The sequence below is a fragment of the Polaromonas sp. CG_9.5 genome, from assembly GCF_035984465.1.
In the GTDB taxonomy this organism is placed as follows: Bacteria; Pseudomonadota; Gammaproteobacteria; order Burkholderiales; family Burkholderiaceae_C; genus Polaromonas.
The window spans coordinates 26612-44329 of record NZ_JAXCHR010000018.1 but is presented as its reverse complement, the minus strand read 5'-3'; the positions used below and the strand labels follow the sequence as shown (position 1 = coordinate 44329).

The window sequence follows — 17718 nt, the reverse complement described above, 5'->3', positions numbered from 1 at the left end:
CCATGAGCCGCTTCCTGGACAAGTTCAGGATAAATCCGAAAGGCAGTTCGCCAGATGCCTGCCAACAGGACGCCAGCTCCGTCCTGCCATCAATTCAGCAGGGGTGGGGTTTTCTGGATATGACGCTGGACGGCATCGTGCTGCTGGACCAAAAAGGCTGCATCCTGGACGCCAACGACCGCGCGCTTGAGTTTTTGCACAGTGCTCTGACGGCGGTGTCGGGCTTTGACATCTGGGATGTTGTGTCTCAGGAAATAGCAGAACAGAATCAGGAATCGACCCAGCAGGCGCTGGATACTTCGGCGCAGTACAGTTTTATTGCCCAGCAGAATTTTGAAAACAACTGGCTCGAATACACCTTCAGAAAGCATCCTCAAGGCTATGTCCTCAACCTGCGCGAAGCCGGTTCGACGCAGCGGCTGCAGCGTTTGCTGGAGGACAGCAAACGCTACAACCAGCTGATTTTTGAGGCCAACCCCAATGCCATGTGGGTGTTTGATCTGACGACGCTGCGCATCTTTGCCGTCAATCAGGCGGCCGTGAAGTTTTACGGCATTCCGCGCAAGGTTTTCATGACGCTCGGCATGGACGCACTCTTTCCCGAAGGCGAGGGCGTGGAGCTGCTCAGTTCTTTGCGCCCCAGTACAGACGGCAAGGAAACCCAGTCTGAAATGCGGCTGTGCAGACAAAAAAAAATGGATGGCAAACAGGTGCTGGTTGAACTGGCCTGGAGCCATGTCAAATGGGACGGCCATCAAGCTGTGCTGGTCACTCTGGCCGATCTCAGCGACCGTCACTTTGCGGACAATACCCTGAAAAGCGCTAACACCGAGTTGACTCAGGCGCTGCTTGCGCAGCAAGATGAGCTCAAAAACGTCAGGAACGATTTGCTGGCGTTCACCCAGGCCGTGTCCAGTGACCTGCAGGATTCACTGCATGTGGCGCATGGTTTTGCCGCCCGGCTGGCTGAAAAATATTCGCTCGTGCTGGACGACCAGGGCCGGCACTATGTCCGGCGCATTCAGGCCAGCATCAGCCAGCTGGCCCGGCTGGTGGACGACTTGCGAACCTTGGCGCAGCTGCCCCTGCGCAACAGCGCCGTCGAGGCGGTTGACCTCGTCCCGATTTGCCAGTCGTTGATTGCCGGATTGCGCAAGCGCGATCCGACCCGCAATGTCACCATTGAAATGACCGAGAGCCTGGTGCTGGTGGGGCATAAAAATCTTTTGACAACGGCCCTGAGCTGTCTGCTGGAAAACGCCTGGAAATTCACCTCTAAAAAGCCTGAAGCGTGGATCAAGATCGGGGTGCAGCCCGGCAAAGCGGTCGGCGAGCTGGTTCTGGTGGTAGCTGACAACGGCGTGGGCTTTGATCCGGTTTACAGCGGCAATCTTTTCACGGCGTTTCAACGCCTGCACTCGTCTGCTGATTTTCCCGGCAACGGGCTGGGGCTGGCCATCATCAAGCGTGTGGCCCAGATACATGGCGGCACGGTGTGGGCGGAAAGCGCTGACAAGATCGGCGCGAGTTTTTTCATGGCGCTTCCGCAAGCGGCCGCAAACGCCGCCTAGCGCAAGAGTTTTTTGCGCGCAGCACTGGGCCAGTTGTTTGGGCAGGCACGGGACGCTTGCAGGTTTCACGTCCCGCGCCCTGTATTGCAATGCAGGCTGCCGGGTGCGTGCCGCCCAGAGCGACCTTCTTTTTTTCATTCGCGTTACATTTGACGTTTACGTAAGCGTAATTCCATTTTGCCCTTCAATCAGGGCTCAGATGCGACGCCGCAAGCCCGGTCTGCCAGACCGCAAGGCAGCTGCAGATTGTTGTTGCCCTGGATTGAAAATAGACGTCCCTCATTCCGAATACAGTCCGCCCCTGCTTTGCGTTGCCGCCGTTGGGGTTTATTACTTTCATCATGGCCACCACCTACACCATCAGCGATCTTGCCAAAGAGTTCGATCTGACCACCCGCGCCATGCGCTTTTACGAAGACATGGGTTTGTTGCAGCCCGAACGCGAAGGGCCGGGCGGGCGCAACCGGGTTTATTCGGCGCGTGACCGCACCCGCCTCAAGCTCACACTGCGCGCCAAGCGCCTGGGCCTGTCGCTGACCGAGGCCAAGGAAATCATTGACTCCTACGACAGCCCGCGCGACACGGCGCCGCAGCTGAAAAAATTCCTGGCTGTCCTGACCGATCACCGCAAAAAACTGGAAGCCCAACTGGTCGACTTGCAGGCCAACCTGGCTGAGCTTCGGACGCATGAAAAAGAAGCCCGCATGCTTCTTGTCAAGGCTGAAAAAGCAAAATAGGCCATAATTGACGTTTACGTAAACGTCAATTAAAAATGCGACAGCCGCTTGTTTTTAACTCATTTCACAGGGCTTTTTCATGGATGCACCGACCGCGCCGTCAGAACTGTTCAAACGTATCGAAGCGAGCTTCTTGCGCCAGGGGCTGATGCAGCATCTGGGCGCACGGCTGGTGCGGGTCGAGCCCGGTCTGTGCGAAGTGGCGCTGCCTTATTCAGAATGCGTCAATCAGCAGCAGGGCGGTTTTCATGGCGGCGCCATGGGGGCGCTGGCTGACATTGCCGGCGGCTACGCGGCGCTGACGCAGGTGGCTCCGGACATGGAAGTGACCACCGTTGAATACAAGATCAATTTCCTGGCCGGCTTCAAGGACGGTGAATTGCGCGCCGTGGGCCGCGTCACGCGCGCCGGCAAACGCATCATTGTCACCACGGCAGAAGTGCTGCACCTAAGCCCCGACGGCAAGCAAAGCGCCTGTGCGCTGATGCAGCAAACCATTGCGCCCATCCCCAAAACCTATTAATTTACGCGCGCCCTTCATCATTTTCAGAGAAAGATTTCAACCATGAACAACATGCCCGGACTCAATTTCATGCTCGGCGAAGACATCGACGCCCTGCGCGACGCGGTGCGTGAATTTGCACAGGCTGAAATAGCGCCACGCGCCGCCGAGATCGACAAGACCGACCAGTTCCCGATGGACTTGTGGGAAAAGATGGGTTCGCTCGGCGTGCTGGGCATTACCGTGGGTGAAGAATACGGCGGCGCTGGCATGGGTTACCTGGCCCACATGATCGCGATGGAAGAAATCAGCCGCGCCAGCGCTTCGGTCGGCCTGTCGTATGGCGCGCACAGCAACCTGTGCGTGAACCAGATCAAGCGCAACGGCACCGAGGCGCAACGCCAGAAATACCTGCCCAAGCTGATTTCCGGCGAACATGTCGGCGCACTCGCCATGAGCGAGCCGGGCGCGGGCAGCGATGTGATCTCGATGAAGCTCAAGGCTGAAGACAAGGGCGGCTATTACGTCCTGAACGGCAGCAAGATGTGGATCACCAACGGCCCCGACGCCGACACGCTGGTGGTCTATGCCAAGACCGAGCCCGAACTGGGCGCGCGCGGCGTCACGGCCTTTTTGATTGAAAAAGGCATGCCCGGCTTTTCTGTGGCGCAAAAGCTGGACAAGCTCGGCATGCGCGGCAGCCACACCGGCGAGCTGGTGTTCAACAACGTTGAAGTGCCGGCACAAAATATCCTGGGCAGCCTGAACAGCGGCGCGAAGGTTCTGATGAGCGGCCTCGACTACGAACGCGCCGTGTTGACCGGCGGGCCGCTCGGCATCATGCAGTCCGTCATGGACAGCGTGCTGCCCTACATCCACGACCGCAAGCAGTTCGGCCAGAGCATTGGCGAGTTCCAGCTGATCCAGGGCAAGGTCGCCGATATGTACACCGTGCTGCAGGCCGGCCGCTCGTTCGCCTACACCGTCGCCAAGAACCTCGACATGCTGGGCACCGACCATGTGCGCCAGGTGCGCAAGGACTGCGCTTCGGTGATTTTGTGGTGCGCCGAAAAAGCCACATGGATGGCCGGCGAGGGCATCCAGATCTACGGCGGCAACGGCTATATCAACGACTACCCGCTGGGCCGCCTGTGGCGCGATGCCAAGCTGTATGAAATTGGTGCCGGCACCAGTGAAATCCGCCGCATGCTGATTGGGCGCGAGCTGTTTGCCGAAACCATGTGATGGCCTCTGGCGACAAGACACTTTTATGACCAGTTCTCTTCAAGACCTCTTCACCGACAACCGCGCCTGGGCTGCGCAAATGGAGCGTGAGCGCCCCGGGTTTTTTACCAGCCTCAAAAGCCAGCAAAACCCCAAGTACATGTGGATAGGCTGCTCCGACAGCCGGGTGCCCGCCAACCAGATCACCGGGCTGGACCCGGGTGAAGTGTTCGTGCACCGCAACGTGGCCAACGTGGTGGTGCCGACCGACCTCAATTGCCTGTCCACCATCCAGTTTGCAGTCGACCAGCTCAAGGTCGAGCACGTGATGGTCGTCGGCCACTACGGTTGCGGCGGCGTGAAAGCGACCCTGACCAACGCGCGCCTGGGACTGGTGGATAACTGGCTGCACCACGTCAAGGATGTGCGCGACCGCCATGCCGCGATGCTTGAGGCGGCAGCGCCTGAAGCGCGGGTTGACATGCTGTGCGAACTCAATGTGATCGAGCAGGTCATGAACGTAGCGCAAACCACCGTCATGCAAGACGCCTGGTCGCGCGGCCAGCGCGTAACGCTGCACGGCTGGGTCTATGGCCTGAAGGACGGGTTGCTGCAAGACCTGCACATCACGCTGAGCAGCCTTGACGGCATGGCCAGCCTGTACCGCGCTGCCATTGCCGGCGTGTCCGAAACCCGGCGTTAACGCTGCCCGCGTCCAACACTTTCGCAGCCTGCACAACCTCAACACTGGCCCGCCATGTTTCCCCAGCGCCTTGACTCCACCGTCGCCTACGCCATTGCCAAGGCGATGATGGATGGCTTCAACCGGCACTACCAGCTGTTTCGCACCGAATCGAGTCGTGCCAGGCACCGCTTTGAAACCGCTGACTGGCACGGCCAGCAGCGCGCCCAGCGCGAGCGCATCGAGTTCTATGACCTGCGCGTCAAAGAGTGCGTGATGCGGCTTGAAAAAGAATTCAAGGCCGGCGAGCAGCCCATGGATGTCTGGCACCAGGTCAAGCTGCATTACATCGGCCTGCTGGTTGACCACCACCAGCCCGAGCTGGCCGAAACGTTTTTCAACTCGGTTACCACCAAAATCCTGCACCGCCACTACTTCCAGAACGAATTCATTTTTGTGCGGCCCGCCGTCAGCACCGAGTACATCGAAAACAACGAGCCGACCGCTCAGCCAACCTACCGCGCCTACTACCCGACGCTGGCCGGCATGCAGGACACCGTCGTCCAGCTGGTGCGTGACTTTGAGTTGCGCCGCGATTTTGAAGACCTGGCACGTGATGCAGGCTTCGTCACCGAGGCGCTGATGCACAAGCTCAATGCCGTCAAGCTGCGCGCCAATTTTCAGCTGCAGGTGCTTTCGGGCCTGTTTTATCGCAACAAGGGCGCGTACGTGGTCGGCAAGCTCATCAATGGCTTTACCGAGATTGCGTTTGCCCTGCCGATCTTGCACCGCCAGCCCGCGCCACAGCCCGAACGGGCGGATGAAGCCAACGACATTTCCAGCCAGTCAGACCACGGCAAACTGGTGCTCGATGCCGCGCTTTTCGGCGAAGACGACCTGCTGATGCTGTTCAGCTTTGCGCGCGCCTACTTTATGGTCGATATGGGCATTCCGTCGGCCTATGTGCAGTTTTTGCGCAGCCTGATGCCGCGCATGCCGCGCGCCGAAATCTACAACGCGCTGGGGCTGGCCAAGCAGGGCAAGACGCTGTTTTACCGCGACTTTTTGCACCATCTGCGGCACAGCACCGACAAGTTCCGCATCGCCCCCGGTATCAAAGGCATGGTCATGCTGGTGTTTGACCTGCCGTCTTTTCCGTATGTGTTCAAGGTCATCAAGGACTACTACCCGCCACAAAAAGACACCACGCGCGAGCAGATCAAGGGCAAGTATTTGCTGGTGAAACAGCACGACCGCGTGGGCCGCATGGCCGACACCCAGGAATACACGCTGGTGGCGTTCCCGCGCAACCGCTTCAGCGACGAGCTGATCGCCGAGATCGAGAAATTTGCGCCCAGCCAGCTGGAAATCAGCGACCGCGATGGCGACGGCCAGCTGGAAGTCATCTTGAAGCACGTCTACATCGAGCGGCGCATGATTCCGCTGAACATCTACCTGCAAGAAGCGTTCGACATGGGCGTGACCCAGCCGGCCGCCCAGGCGCAGATCGAGCGCGCCGTGGTCGAATACGGCAACGCCATCAAAGACATGGTGGCGGCCAATATCTTTCCGGGCGACATGCTCTGGAAAAACTTTGGCATCACGCGCCACGGCAAGGTCGTGTTCTACGACTACGACGAAATCGAATACATCACCGACTGCAAGTTCCGCAAGGTGCCCCTGCCGCGCAACGAAGAAGAAGAAATGAGCGGCGAAATCTGGTATTCAGTCGGTCCGAAAGACGTGTTTCCCGAGACTTTCGAGCCCTTTTTGCTCGGCAACGACGCGGTGCGCGAAGTGTTTATGAAGCATCACGCCGACCTGCTGGACGCCGCCTTCTGGCAAAGCCACCAGGCGCGCATCCGGGCCGGTCATGTGTTCGACGTGTTTCCGTATGAGCAGAACAAACGCTTCGCCGTCATGCCTGCCCCGGCGCAGGCCGACTGACGCGACGCTATCCACGCCATCCATTTCCACCGCTATTTTTCAAGGAGAAAAACATGTCTGAATCCATCGTCATCCTCGGCGCCGCCCGCACCCCCATGGGCGCTTTCCAGGGCGAGTTCGCCAGCCTGTCGGCCAATGATCTGGGCGGCGTCGCCATCAAGGCGGCCGTCCAGCAATCCGGCCTTGCGCCCGAAAGCATTGACGAAGTGCTGTTCGGCAACTGCCTGATGGCCGGCCAGGGCCAGGCGCCGGCGCGCCAGGCCGGCTTCAAGGGCGGTTTGCCCGCCTCCACAGGCGCGATCACGCTGTCCAAGATGTGTGGCTCCGCCATGGCCGCGACGCTGCTGGCCAATGACCAGTTGCTGGCCGGCAGCCGCGACGTGGTGGTGGCCGGTGGCATGGAAAGCATGACCAACGCGCCTTATCTGCTGCCCAAGGCGCGCGGCGGCATGCGCATCGGCCATGACCGCGTGATGGACCACATGATGCTCGACGGCCTCGAAGACGCTTACGAGCCGGGCCGCTCAATGGGCACCTTCGGCGAAGACTGCGCCGCCAAATACAGCTTTACCCGCGAGCAGCAAGACGCCTTTGCCACCGCCAGCGTGCAGCGCGCCAAGGCTGCCATCGAGTCCGGCGCGTTCAAGACCGAAATCGCCCCGGTCAGCGTCAAAACCCGCGCCGGCGAAAGCGTGATTTCCACCGACGAAGGGCCGGGCAAGGTCAAGCTCGACAAGATTGCTTCGCTCAAGCCCGCCTTCAAGAAAGACGGCACCATCACCGCCGCGTCCAGCTCGTCGATCAGCGACGGCGCTGCGGCGCTGGTGCTGGCCCGCGAATCCACCGCCAAGGAACTCGGTGCGACGCCGCTGGCCCGCATTGTTGGCCACGCCACCTTTGCCCAGGCCCCCGAGTGGTTCTCGACCGCCCCGGTCGGCGCGGTCAACAAGCTGCTCAAGAAAATCGGCTGGGCAGTCAAGGACGTGGACCTGTGGGAAATCAACGAAGCCTTTGCCGTGGTGCCGATGGCTGCGATGAAAGAGCTGGACCTGAGCCACGACATCGTCAACGTCAACGGCGGCGCTTGCGCACTGGGCCACCCGATTGGCTGCAGCGGCGCGCGCATCATCGTCACGCTGATTTATGCGCTGAAGGCACGCGGCCTGACAAAAGGCGTTGCCACGCTGTGCATCGGCGGCGGCGAAGCGACGGCCATTGCCATTGAAGTGCTCTGAGCGCCAGCCGCAACACGCCATGACGCAGACCGCTTCCGCCGAACGCAAGGTTTTTAGGTTTGCTCCTAAAATAATAGCTGGTAGCGCGCTCCCAACATGCGCTACAGGCCTTTTTGGCTTGTAATCATCATGGCTGTTGTGCTGATCATCGGTGCTTCGCGCGGGCTGGGTCTGGAATTCGTTCGCCAGTACACCGAAGCGGGCGACCGCGTCATTGCTACCGTGCGCGACGCCGCCGGGCGGTTGCGCGTGCAGGCGCTGGGGGCCGAAGTGCTGACCGTGGACGTGAGCCAGCCGGCCAGCGTCAGCGGCCTGGCCTGGCAACTTGACGGCGAAAAGATCGACACCGCGCTCTACGTCGCCGGCGTCTATGCCTCCGGCACGGCGCTGTCACCGCCCACGCGCGAACTGTTCGACGCCACGCTGCACACCAATGTGCTGGGCGCCATGCAGGTCATTCCGCAAGTGGCCCCGATGGTCGAGGCGGCGCAGGGCCGCTTTGGCTTCATCAGCAGCGGCCTGGGGCATATCGGCAGCGTGGAATCCAGCCAGGCGTGGACTTACCGCGTCAGCAAGGCGGCGCTCAACATGGCGGTGGCGGCAGCGCAGCACGACTATCCGGCGGCCATTCTGGTGGCGCTTTGTCCCGGCTGGGTGCGCACCGACTTGGGTGGACCCGGCGCGCCATTGAGCGCATCCCAAAGCGTGAGCGCCCTGCGCGGCACGCTCGCGGGCTTGACGCCTGCCCACAAGGGCCAGTTCTTAAACCATGACGGCAGTCCGTTTGCCGGGTGGTAATTTCCTTCATCACGATCCGGAGAACACAAGCATGCTGCTGACACAAGACCAGGAACAGGTACGCGACGCAGTTCGCGCTTTCGCCCAGGCAGAACTCTGGCCGCATGCCGCGCGTTGGGACAAGGAACATTACTTCCCCGTCGAGGCGCACAAAGGCCTGGCGGCGCTCGGTGCCTACGGCATTTGCGTGCCAGAGGAATTTGGCGGCGCCAACTTCGACTACCTCACGCTGGCGCTGGTGCTGGAAGAAATCGCCGCTGGCGACGGCGGCACCAGCACGGCGATCAGCGTCACCAACTGCCCGGTCAACGCGATCTTGATGCGCTACGGCAATGCCGCGCAGAAAAAGCAGTGGCTGATGCCGCTGGCGCAGGGCGACATGCTGGGCGCTTTTTGCCTGACCGAGCCGCACACCGGCAGCGACGCTTCGTCGCTGCGCACCACCGCCGTCCTGCAGGGCGACACCTATGTGCTGAACGGCGTCAAGCAGTTCATCACCAGCGGCAAAAATGGCCAGGTCGCCATCGTCATCGCCGTCACAGACAAGGGCGCGGGCAAAAAAGGCATGAGCGCCTTCATCGTGCCGACCGACGCGCCGGGTTATTCCGCCTCACGGCTCGAAGACAAGCTCGGCCAGCATTCCAGCGACACCGCCCAGGTCAACTTCGACGACTGCCGCATTCCGGCTGAAAACCTGATTGGCGCTGAAGGCGAGGGCTACAAGATTGCGCTGGGCGGCTTGGAAGGCGGGCGCATCGGCATTGCGGCGCAAAGCGTCGGCATGGCGCGCAGCGCGTTCGAGTTTGCGCTGAACTATGCCAAAGACCGCCAGAGTTTTGGCACCGCCATCTTCAACCACCAGGCAGTCGGTTTCCGGCTGGCCGAATGCGCGACCCAGCTGGAAGCGGCGCGCCAGCTGATTTGGCACGCCGCCAGCCTGCGCGATGCCGGCCTGCCGTGCCTGAAAGAAGCGGCGATGGCCAAACTGTTTGCCAGCGAAATGGCCGAAGAAGTCTGCAGCGTTGCCATCCAGACGCTGGGCGGCTACGGCTATGTGAGCGACTTCCCGGTCGAGCGCATCTACCGCGACGTGCGCGTCTGCCAGATTTACGAAGGCACGTCCGACGTGCAAAAAATCATCATCCAACGGTCACTGGCGTAAAGCCACCCCCCCCTCATTCAAGGAGACACCATGCCCATTACCAAAGGATTTCGCCAGCTCGTCGATGAGGCGATGGAGGAAATCAAAACCTATACGGTCGAAGACGTGAAGGCCCGCATGACCGACCCGGCCCTGCAAATCGTCGATATTCGCGACCCGCGCGAACTGGAGCGTGACGGCACGGTGGTCGACGCGCTGCTGGCGCCACGCGGCATGCTCGAGTTCTGGGTCGACCCGGCGTCGCCGTATTTCAAACCCGTGTTTGCCGACGAAAACCGTGAGTTCGTGCTGTTTTGCGGTGCCGGCTGGCGCAGCGCGCTGGCCACCAAGACGCTGCAGGACATGGGCATGCGCAACGTCGCCCACATTGACGGCGGCTATGCCGAGTGGAAAAAGCAGGGCGCACCGACCGAAACGCTCGAAGCACGCAAGGCCAAAAAGGGCTGAACACCCTGCGCGCGCTAGGTCGCAAACGTCGGCGGGCGCGCAGCCGCTTTATTCGGTCATCAAAAGGCTGTTTTTCAAGACAAACAGGCACCTGGCGCAATAGCAGCGGGCGCAAGCTGCTATGAATAACAGAGTGATTCCGGTATGCGGTGCAATCCGCCGAGGGAGTGGAAAATGGCCCGCAATGCCCCGTGCTAAGCTGCCAAACCGACTTGCCCCACCATCCCCTTGAAGGAATCTCATGCCCGGACTATTGCCCAACATCGACCCTGAAGGCCTGCTCGAATTTTCGGTGGTCTACACCGACCGCGCGCTCAACCATATGTCGCGCAGCTTTCAAGGCGTGATGAACGACATTTCGCGCATCCTCAAAGAGGTGTACCACGCCCATTCCGTGGCGCTCGTGCCCGGCAGCGGCACTTACGGCATGGAAGCCGTGGCGCGCCAGTTCGCCACCGGCAAGCCCGTGCTGGTGCTGCGCAACGGCTGGTTCAGCTACCGCTGGACGCAAATTTTTGACATGGGAAGCATTCCCGCGTCGTCCACCGTGCTCAAGGCTCGCCAGACGGGCGAGGGCGCACAAGCCCCGTGGACACCCGCGCCCATCGCCGACGTGCAGGCAACCATCGCCCGCGATAAGCCCGCCGTCGTGTTTGCCCCGCACGTCGAAACCGCATCCGGCATGATCCTGCCCGACGACTATCTGCGCGCCGTGTCCGATGCCGTGCATGCTGTGGGCGGACTGTTCGTGCTCGACTGCATTGCCTCGGGGGCCATGTGGGTCGACATGCAGACAACCGGCGTTGATGTGCTGATTTCCGCACCGCAAAAAGGCTGGAGCAGCTCGCCCTGCTGCGCCATGGTCATGCTCAGCGAACGCGCCCGCACGGCCATCGACGGCACCACCAGCACCAGCTTTGCCTGCGACCTGAAAAAGTGGCTGCAGATCATGGAAACCTACGAAAAAGGCGGCCACGCCTACCACGCCACGCTGCCCACCGACGCCCTCACGCGCCTGTGCGCCGCCATGCAGGAAACGCAGGCCTATGGTTTTGCCAAGGTGAAAGCCGAGCAGCAAGCGCTGGGGCAACAGGTGCGCGAATTGTTTGAAAGCCGTGGCCTGCCCAGCGTCGCCGCCGACGGCTTCAAAGCGCCCGGCGTGGTCGTCAGCTACACCACCGACCCCGGCATCCAGTCAGGCAAGAAATTTTTAGACCAGGGTTTGCAAACCGCCGCCGGCGTGCCGCTGCAATGCGACGAAGGCGCAGATTTCATGAGCTTTCGCGTGGGGCTGTTCGGGCTGGAGAAGTGGCACCACGTGGATCGCACCGTGGGGCAGTTGGCTGCGGCGCTGGAGCGGATTGGGGTGCGAGAACCAGTGACCGAGGCTTGTGCCCACTGAGGTTCGGTGATTTCTGTGACCGAACCTTGCCCGTGCGGCCGCGCCTCCACGCATCCAGGCGCTAAAGCTGCAAAAAGACAGCCTTTGCCTTTTTTAGACTGCTGTGGCCGCTATGTGTCCGAGCGCTCCGCCACGCCAGCCCCCGACGCGGAATCCCTGATGCGCTCGCGCTACAGCGCTTTTGTTCTGGGCGATCTGCCCTATCTGCTGGCCACTTGGCATGCCAGCACACGCCCCGCCGATCTCACGCTTGAGGCGGCGGCGAAATGGCTGGGCTTGGACGTGCGTTCGCATTGTGTGCTGGACGCCGACCATGCCGAAGTGGAGTTCGTCGCCCGCTGCCGCGAAGGCGGCCGTGCAGTGCGCCTGCACGAGCGTAGCCGTTTCGTGCGCGAACTGGGGTGTTGGTTTTATGTTGACGGCGATAATCTGCCCTGAAAATCCAGCATTGCCGCCGTCAAATGGACACATTTTGCTTTTAAAACAATAGCGATTCATCATCGCGCAGATAAGCATTGAATGGTCAACGACGCAGTTTCATCCTCACGTTTTCGAGCAGATATCAACGGTTTGCGTGCCTGGGCGGTTGTTGCTGTCATCTTCTATCACTTCGGACTGCCCGGTTTTGGAGGAGGATTTTCGGGGGTCGACGTGTTTTTTGTGATCTCCGGCTTCCTGATGACCGGCATTGTCGTAGCCGGTCTGGAGCGGGGTGATGGCGGATTCTCTTTGTGGGCTTTCTACTTGGCAAGAGCCCGCCGCATTCTCCCGGCCCTGATCGCGCTGTGTGCGGTGTTGCTGGCGCTGGGCTGGTTTTTTCTGCTGCCGCTTGAGTACAAGGCGCTCGGTACGCAGGTCGTGTTCAGCCTTGCCTTTTTGTCCAACGAAAAATTCTGGCGGGAAGCGGGCTACTTCGATACCGCCTCGCACGAAAAATGGCTGCTGCATACCTGGTCGCTGTCGGTGGAATGGCAGTTTTACCTGCTGTTGCCGCTGGTCTTGCTGGCGCTGTGGAAGTGGCGGCCGGGTCGCAAGCCGCTGACGATTCTTATGGTGGTAGGGCTGGCGGCATCACTGGCGTTGTCCATCGTCTTAACGCCCCTGAGACCCACGGCCGCGTTTTACCTGCTGCCAACGCGCGCGTGGGAAATGCTCGCAGGCGGACTGGTTTATCTCCTGGCACCCCTGCTCAGCCTGACACCACGTCAACGCGCATGGGTGGAAGCGATTGGTTTCGGCCTGATTTTGGCAACCCTGTTCGGGTTTGATGCTTCTGCACAGTGGCCAGGCTGGCGCGCACTGCTGCCCGTCACGGGCGCTGCGCTGGTGCTGCTGGCGGCGCGAAACGCTTCGCTATGGACGGCTCACCCTGTCGCGCAGTGGCTGGGAACGCGCTCTTATTCGCTTTACCTGTGGCACTGGCCGCTGGTGGTGGCGCTGGTGTATGCGGAACGGCAAACCGATCCGGTGGCGATTGCTGCCGGGCTGATAGCGACCTTGGTGCTGGGCCAGTTGTCTTATGCGCTGGTGGAAACGCCAGCGCGCCTTGGTTTGGGGCGCTTTCAGCTCAACACTGGCGGGGCGGTTCTTGCGGCTTTGATAGTGATGGTGGCGGTGCCGGGCGGCTTGGTTTGGATGAAAGACGGTGTGCTCGGGCGGTTTTCGTCAGAAATTGAGATGGTCAGCCAAGAGGCACTTAATAAAAATCCGCGTATGGAAGAATGCCATCCTTCTACAGGCGTCAAATCGCCCTTGTGTGTGTATGGTGGGTCCAATTTGCGTGCGATTGTGATGGGTGACAGTCATGCAAGCGGCGTAGTTTCTGCTGTGGTTGCCGCAACTCTACGTTCGGATGATGGCGTGATGGAGTGGACTTACAGCGGTTGCCCGACCCTTCAAGGGGCGCATCGAGTCTCAGATAAAGAACGGCAGTGTGCCGAATTCTTCGACTGGTCAGTAGAAAATTTAAAAAGTGTGCCGCCAGATATTCCATTGATAGTGCTAAACAACTTTACAACTTATGTCATTGGGTACGACGGACCCTGGGTGGAGAAAAATAATAAGCCGGCAGTTTATTTCAACGAGGTTTATGAAACTACATCACCGGCTTTCTTGACAGAATTCACAAAACATCTGACAGACACGGTGTGTCAATTAGCGAAAAATCGACCTGTATATCTAGTGCGGCCCACTCCAGGGATGGCCGTTGATGTGCCAACAACGATGTCACGCGCCATGATGTTCGGAGGCGTACGAGACATTTCCATTTCACTCGCCGACTACCACCAGCGCCATGCCTTCATCTGGGCTGCGCAGGACACAGCGCGCAACCAGTGCGGCGTGAAAATTCTTGACCCCCTGCCTTATCTGTGTCCCGATGGCCGATGCCATGGTGCCAAAAATGGCCGGCCGCTCTATTTCGATTCCCATCACCTAAGCGAATACGGTAATAAGTTGCTAGTACCCATGTTTGCTGAGGTCTTCAGACCAGAAATTCCTAAAATTAGTACGAAAAGTGCTTTAAGTCCAGTACCAGCGGGCGCAAGCAGCTATTAATAAGTGAGTAAAAATGAAGTTTGAAGACATCTTGTGCGACTACGACTACGACTACGACTACGACTGCGACTGCGTGCTGGTCGACAGCGAACCCATCACCCACACCGAGTTGCAGGCGCGACTGGTGGTCATCGCGGGCGCATGACGCAATGTAAAGCCGCGCACGCCAGCCAGCGCATTGCCTGCGTGTCCGGCGCTGACCGTTTTAAGGTTGAAATGCAACTGGTACAGGTCGGGCTGATGCCCTGGTTTGAAAACCGTATTTTCATCGACCAGGAAATGCCGCGCTCCAAACCGGCGCCCGATGTGTGCTTGGCGGGCGCAAGCCATTTGGCACCCGGCGCCAAATAGTTGGAGTTGGAAGTGTGCTCCCACCGCGTGCTCGACTAAGACCACGCCGAAGTCGAATTCATCGCCCGCTGCCGGGAGTCTGGCCGTGCGGTGCGCTTGCACGAGCGCAGCTGCTTCGTGCGCGAGTCGGGACGCTGGTTTTATGTTGACGGCGATAATCTGCCCTGAAAATCCAGCATTGCCGCCGTCAAATGGACGCACTTTGCTTCAAAAAATAGCGATTCATCATCGCGCAAATAAGCAGTAAATGGCCAACGACGCAGTTTCATCCTCACGTTTTCGAGCAGATATCAACGGTTTGCGTGCCTGGGCCGTTGTTGCTGTCATCTTCTATCACTTCGGACTGCCCGGTTTTGGAGGGGGATTTTCGGGAGTCGACGTGTTTTTCGTGATCTCCGGCTTCCTGATGACCGGCATTGTCGTAGCCGGTCTGGAGCGGGGTGATGGCGGATTCTCTTTGTGGGCTTTCTACTTGGCAAGAGCCCGCCGCATTCTCCCGGCCCTGATTGCGCTGTGCGCGGTGTTGCTGGCGCTGGGCTGGTTTTTTCTGCTGCCGCTTGAGTACAAGGCGCTCGGCACGCATGCCATGTTCAGCCTGGCCTTTTTGTCCAACGGAAAATTCTGGCGGGAAGCGGGCTACTTCGATAGCGCCTCGCACGAAAAATGGCTGTTGCACACCTGGTCGCTGTCGGTGGAATGGCAGTTTTACCTGCTGTTGCCGCTGGTCTTGCTGGCGCTGTGGAAGTGGCGGCCGGGTCGTAAGCCGCTGACGATTCTTATGGTGGCAGGGCTGGCGGCTTCACTGGCGTTGTCTATCGTCTTAACGCCCTTGAGACCCACGGCCGCGTTTTACCTGCTGCCAACGCGCGCATGGGAAATGCTCGCAGGCGGACTGGTTTTTCTCTTCGCCCCCATGCTCAGTCTGACACCACGTCAACGCGCCTGGGCCGAAGCTGTGGGTTTCGGCATGATTTTGGCAACCCTGTTCGGGGTTGATGCCTCTGCACAGTGGCCAGGCTGGCGCGCACTGATGCCCGTCACGGGCGCTGCGCTGGTGCTGCTGGCGGCGCGAAACGCTTCGCTATGGACGGCTCACCCTGTCGCGCAGTGGCTGGGGACGCGGTCTTATTCGCTTTACCTGTGGCACTGGCCGCTGGTGGTGGCGCTGGTGTATGCGGAACGGCAAACCGATCCGGTGGCGATTGCTGCCGGGCTGATATTGACCTTGCTGCTGGGCCAGTTGTCGTATGCGCTGGTGGAAACGCCAGCGCGCCTTGGCTTGGGGCGCTTTCAGCCCAACACTGGCGGGTCGGTTCTGATCGCTTTGACACTAATGGTGGTGGTGCCGGGCGGTTTGGTTTGGATGAAAGAGGGTGTGCTCGGGCGGTTTTCGCCAGAAATTGAAATCGTTAGCCAAGAGGCACTCAACAGAAATCCGCGTATGGAGACCTGTCATATAGGAACGGGCGCTGGATCGCCGTCCTGCATGTTCGGCGGAACCCGCCTGCGAGCTATTGTTATGGGAGACAGTCACGCCAATGCACTCGTTTCGGCAGCCGCAGCTACGACTGAACATCCTGGTGACGGTGTTATGGAGTGGACGTCAAGCGGATGTCCAATTTTGCAAGGGGTAAAAAGCACAAAAAACATGGACTGGCAATGTGGCGCTTTCGTTGAATGGGTACTCCGGGAGCTGAAACATGTGCCTTCAGATATTCCAGTGGTGATCATCAATCGTCATGGCCAATACACTGTCGGCCAGAGTGAGCATCCACTTCAAAAAAATATTCCTACAGTTTATTTTTCTAAGCCATACGCCACCGCCGAGCCTGCATTTCTCCAAGAGTACGCACAGCATCTGACAGAGACCGCCTGCGAAATAGCAAAAGATCGCCCTGTTTATTTGACGCGACCCATCCCCGTAATGGGCGTGGATGTCCCGAATACGATGTCACGTGTCATGGTTTTTGGCGGCACGCGCGATATTTCTATTTCACTCGCCGACTATCATCAACGCCACGCTTCTACCTGGGCAGCCCAAGACGCCGCACGTGACCGTTGTGGCGTGAAAATCCTCGACCCATTGCCTTATTTGTGCCGCGATGGCCGCTGCTATGGCGCCAAGGACGGGCGGCCACTTTATTACGATAACAACCACCTTAGCGAATTTGGCAATCGTCTGCTAGTACCCATGCTTGCTGAGATATTCAGACCAGAAATTCCGAAAATTAGTACGGAAAGTGATTTAAGTCCAGTACCAGTGGGCGCAAGCAGCTATTAATAAGTGAGTAAAAAATGAAGTTTGAAGCCATCCTGTTTGACTGTGACGGCGTGCTGGTTGACAGTGAACCCATCACCAACGGCGTGCTGCGCGAGCTGCTGGCCGAAAGCGGCTGGTCGCTTTCGCCTGAGGAATGCATGCGCGTGTTTGTCGGCAAGGCGGTGCGTGACGAGCGCGTGCTGATCGAAACCAACACCGGCCGGCCGCTGACCGAAGACTGGATGGCCGAGTTCTATGCGCGGCGCAACACCGAGTTGCAGGCGCGGCTGGTGGCGATTGCGGGCGCGCATGACGCCGTCGAAGCCGCCCACGCGCACACCGCCCAGCGCATTGCCTGCGCGTCCGGCGCTGACCGCTTCAAGGTCGAAATGCAGCTGGCGCAGGTCGGGCTGATGCCCTGGTTTGACGGCCGCATCTTCAGCGGCCAGGAAATGCCGCGCTCCAAACCTGCGCCCGATGTGTACCTGGCGGCCGCCAGCCATTTGGGCGTGGCGGGCGCGCGCTGTCTGGTGATTGAGGACACGACAACCGGCGTGACCGCAGGCGTGTCGGCTGGCGCTACCGTTTGGGCCTATTGCCCGTTGCCCGAACAAGGCCCGGCCTTGATGCAGGCGGGCGCCCGCCATTTGTTTGCGCACATGGCCGATCTGCCGGGGCTGTTGTCAGCCGTTTGACGGTGCCTTCAACGCGTCCCGAAAGCGCAAGTTACCCACCGTGCCCGTTTTTCGGGCATCCTGTTGAAGCCCGCACCGGCTAAGGGTTTCAAGGGTTATCCCTGTAGTCATCCACAAACTTATCCACAGAAGTTGTGAATGAATGGCGC

Annotated in this window: 17 protein-coding genes and 1 pseudogene; all 18 read left to right on the top strand. The window is 59.8% G+C overall.

All coding sequences use genetic code 11. The features are described from left to right. The first annotated feature begins 2 nt into the window (after positions 1 to 2). The 18 genes and pseudogenes from RCH06_RS13720 to RCH06_RS13635 all read left to right on the top strand — a co-directional run bounded on the left by RCH06_RS13720 (position 3) and on the right by RCH06_RS13635 (position 17569). Entirely contained in the window at positions 3 to 1571 is a 1569-nt protein-coding gene (locus RCH06_RS13720) for a sensor histidine kinase (protein ID WP_327082026.1), read from the top strand. 341 nt (positions 1572 to 1912) lie between these two features. Beyond that, positions 1913 to 2308, top strand: coding sequence for a MerR family transcriptional regulator (locus RCH06_RS13715; RefSeq protein ID WP_327082025.1), 396 nt, complete (start codon positions 1913 to 1915; stop codon positions 2306 to 2308). 79 nt (positions 2309 to 2387) lie between these two features. Beyond that, positions 2388 to 2831 carry a PaaI family thioesterase gene (locus RCH06_RS13710; protein WP_327082024.1) on the top strand — a complete coding sequence of 148 codons (444 nt, stop codon included), beginning with the start codon at positions 2388 to 2390 and terminating at the stop codon, positions 2829 to 2831. A gap of 42 nt (positions 2832 to 2873) precedes the next feature. Further along, positions 2874 to 4055: an isovaleryl-CoA dehydrogenase gene (locus tag RCH06_RS13705; RefSeq protein ID WP_327082023.1), complete on the top strand. Its 1182-nt coding sequence runs from the start codon at positions 2874 to 2876 to the stop codon at positions 4053 to 4055. Between the two features lie 25 nt (positions 4056 to 4080). After that, positions 4081 to 4737, top strand: a complete 657-nt coding sequence (can, locus tag RCH06_RS13700; RefSeq protein ID WP_327082022.1) for a carbonate dehydratase — start codon at positions 4081 to 4083, stop codon at positions 4735 to 4737. A 54-nt stretch (positions 4738 to 4791) separates the two neighbouring features. Then, positions 4792 to 6663, top strand: a complete 1872-nt coding sequence (aceK, locus tag RCH06_RS13695) for a bifunctional isocitrate dehydrogenase kinase/phosphatase (protein ID WP_327082021.1) — start codon at positions 4792 to 4794, stop codon at positions 6661 to 6663. Between the two features lie 53 nt (positions 6664 to 6716). After that, positions 6717 to 7898 carry an acetyl-CoA C-acyltransferase gene (locus tag RCH06_RS13690; RefSeq protein ID WP_327082020.1) on the top strand — a complete coding sequence of 394 codons (1182 nt, stop codon included), beginning with the start codon at positions 6717 to 6719 and terminating at the stop codon, positions 7896 to 7898. Between the two features lie 129 nt (positions 7899 to 8027). After that, entirely contained in the window at positions 8028 to 8696 is a 669-nt protein-coding gene (locus tag RCH06_RS13685) for an SDR family oxidoreductase (RefSeq protein WP_327082019.1), read from the top strand. 31 nt (positions 8697 to 8727) lie between these two features. Further along, entirely contained in the window at positions 8728 to 9858 is a 1131-nt protein-coding gene (locus RCH06_RS13680; protein ID WP_327082018.1) for an acyl-CoA dehydrogenase family protein, read from the top strand. 30 nt (positions 9859 to 9888) lie between these two features. After that, positions 9889 to 10305 carry a rhodanese-like domain-containing protein gene (locus RCH06_RS13675; RefSeq protein ID WP_327082017.1) on the top strand — a complete coding sequence of 139 codons (417 nt, stop codon included), beginning with the start codon at positions 9889 to 9891 and terminating at the stop codon, positions 10303 to 10305. Positions 10306 to 10546: 241 nt separating this feature from the next. Then, entirely contained in the window at positions 10547 to 11707 is a 1161-nt protein-coding gene (locus RCH06_RS13670) for an aminotransferase class V-fold PLP-dependent enzyme (protein ID WP_327082016.1), read from the top strand. A gap of 15 nt (positions 11708 to 11722) precedes the next feature. Then, a complete protein-coding gene (locus RCH06_RS13665) occupies positions 11723 to 12145 on the top strand; it encodes a YchJ family protein (protein WP_327082015.1) in 423 nt (140 codons plus the stop codon). An 81-nt stretch (positions 12146 to 12226) separates the two neighbouring features. Next, entirely contained in the window at positions 12227 to 14263 is a 2037-nt protein-coding gene (locus RCH06_RS13660; RefSeq protein WP_327082014.1) for an acyltransferase family protein, read from the top strand. Positions 14264 to 14276: 13 nt separating this feature from the next. Continuing rightward, the gene (locus RCH06_RS13655; protein WP_327082013.1) at positions 14277 to 14408 is read left to right on the top strand and encodes a hypothetical protein; all 132 of its coding nucleotides are present in this window, start codon (positions 14277 to 14279) and stop codon (positions 14406 to 14408) included. After that, a complete protein-coding gene (locus RCH06_RS13650) occupies positions 14405 to 14614 on the top strand; it encodes a hypothetical protein (RefSeq protein WP_442799658.1) in 210 nt (69 codons plus the stop codon). Before RCH06_RS13655 ends, RCH06_RS13650 begins: the two co-directional genes overlap by 4 nt. A gap of 39 nt (positions 14615 to 14653) precedes the next feature. Beyond that, positions 14654 to 14782 (top strand): annotated as a pseudogene (locus RCH06_RS13645) (YchJ family metal-binding protein); the annotation flags it as partial. A gap of 79 nt (positions 14783 to 14861) precedes the next feature. After that, complete coding sequence (locus RCH06_RS13640; RefSeq protein WP_327082012.1) at positions 14862 to 16895, top strand: acyltransferase family protein; 2034 nt, start codon at positions 14862 to 14864, stop codon at positions 16893 to 16895. 14 nt (positions 16896 to 16909) lie between these two features. After that, positions 16910 to 17569 (top strand): HAD family hydrolase, encoded by a 660-nt coding sequence (locus RCH06_RS13635; RefSeq protein ID WP_327082011.1) that lies wholly within the window; start codon positions 16910 to 16912, stop codon positions 17567 to 17569. Positions 17570 to 17718: the final 149 nt, after the last annotated feature.

Coding starts and splice junctions, on each gene's coding strand:
- RCH06_RS13705 (WP_327082023.1), top strand. CDS start 2,874: ATGAACAACATGCCCGGACTCAATTTCATGCTCGGCGAAGACATCGAC.
- RCH06_RS13675 (WP_327082017.1), top strand. CDS start 9,889: ATGCCCATTACCAAAGGATTTCGCCAGCTCGTCGATGAGGCGATGGAG.
- RCH06_RS13680 (WP_327082018.1), top strand. CDS start 8,728: ATGCTGCTGACACAAGACCAGGAACAGGTACGCGACGCAGTTCGCGCT.
- RCH06_RS13685 (WP_327082019.1), top strand. CDS start 8,028: ATGGCTGTTGTGCTGATCATCGGTGCTTCGCGCGGGCTGGGTCTGGAA.
- RCH06_RS13655 (WP_327082013.1), top strand. CDS start 14,277: ATGAAGTTTGAAGACATCTTGTGCGACTACGACTACGACTACGACTAC.
- RCH06_RS13670 (WP_327082016.1), top strand. CDS start 10,547: ATGCCCGGACTATTGCCCAACATCGACCCTGAAGGCCTGCTCGAATTT.
- RCH06_RS13640 (WP_327082012.1), top strand. CDS start 14,862: ATGGCCAACGACGCAGTTTCATCCTCACGTTTTCGAGCAGATATCAAC.
- RCH06_RS13710 (WP_327082024.1), top strand. CDS start 2,388: ATGGATGCACCGACCGCGCCGTCAGAACTGTTCAAACGTATCGAAGCG.
- RCH06_RS13690 (WP_327082020.1), top strand. CDS start 6,717: ATGTCTGAATCCATCGTCATCCTCGGCGCCGCCCGCACCCCCATGGGC.
- RCH06_RS13715 (WP_327082025.1), top strand. CDS start 1,913: ATGGCCACCACCTACACCATCAGCGATCTTGCCAAAGAGTTCGATCTG.
- RCH06_RS13650 (WP_442799658.1), top strand. CDS start 14,405: ATGACGCAATGTAAAGCCGCGCACGCCAGCCAGCGCATTGCCTGCGTG.
- RCH06_RS13720 (WP_327082026.1), top strand. CDS start 3: ATGAGCCGCTTCCTGGACAAGTTCAGGATAAATCCGAAAGGCAGTTCG.
- RCH06_RS13635 (WP_327082011.1), top strand. CDS start 16,910: ATGAAGTTTGAAGCCATCCTGTTTGACTGTGACGGCGTGCTGGTTGAC.
- aceK (WP_327082021.1), top strand. CDS start 4,792: ATGTTTCCCCAGCGCCTTGACTCCACCGTCGCCTACGCCATTGCCAAG.
- RCH06_RS13660 (WP_327082014.1), top strand. CDS start 12,227: ATGGTCAACGACGCAGTTTCATCCTCACGTTTTCGAGCAGATATCAAC.
- can (WP_327082022.1), top strand. CDS start 4,081: ATGACCAGTTCTCTTCAAGACCTCTTCACCGACAACCGCGCCTGGGCT.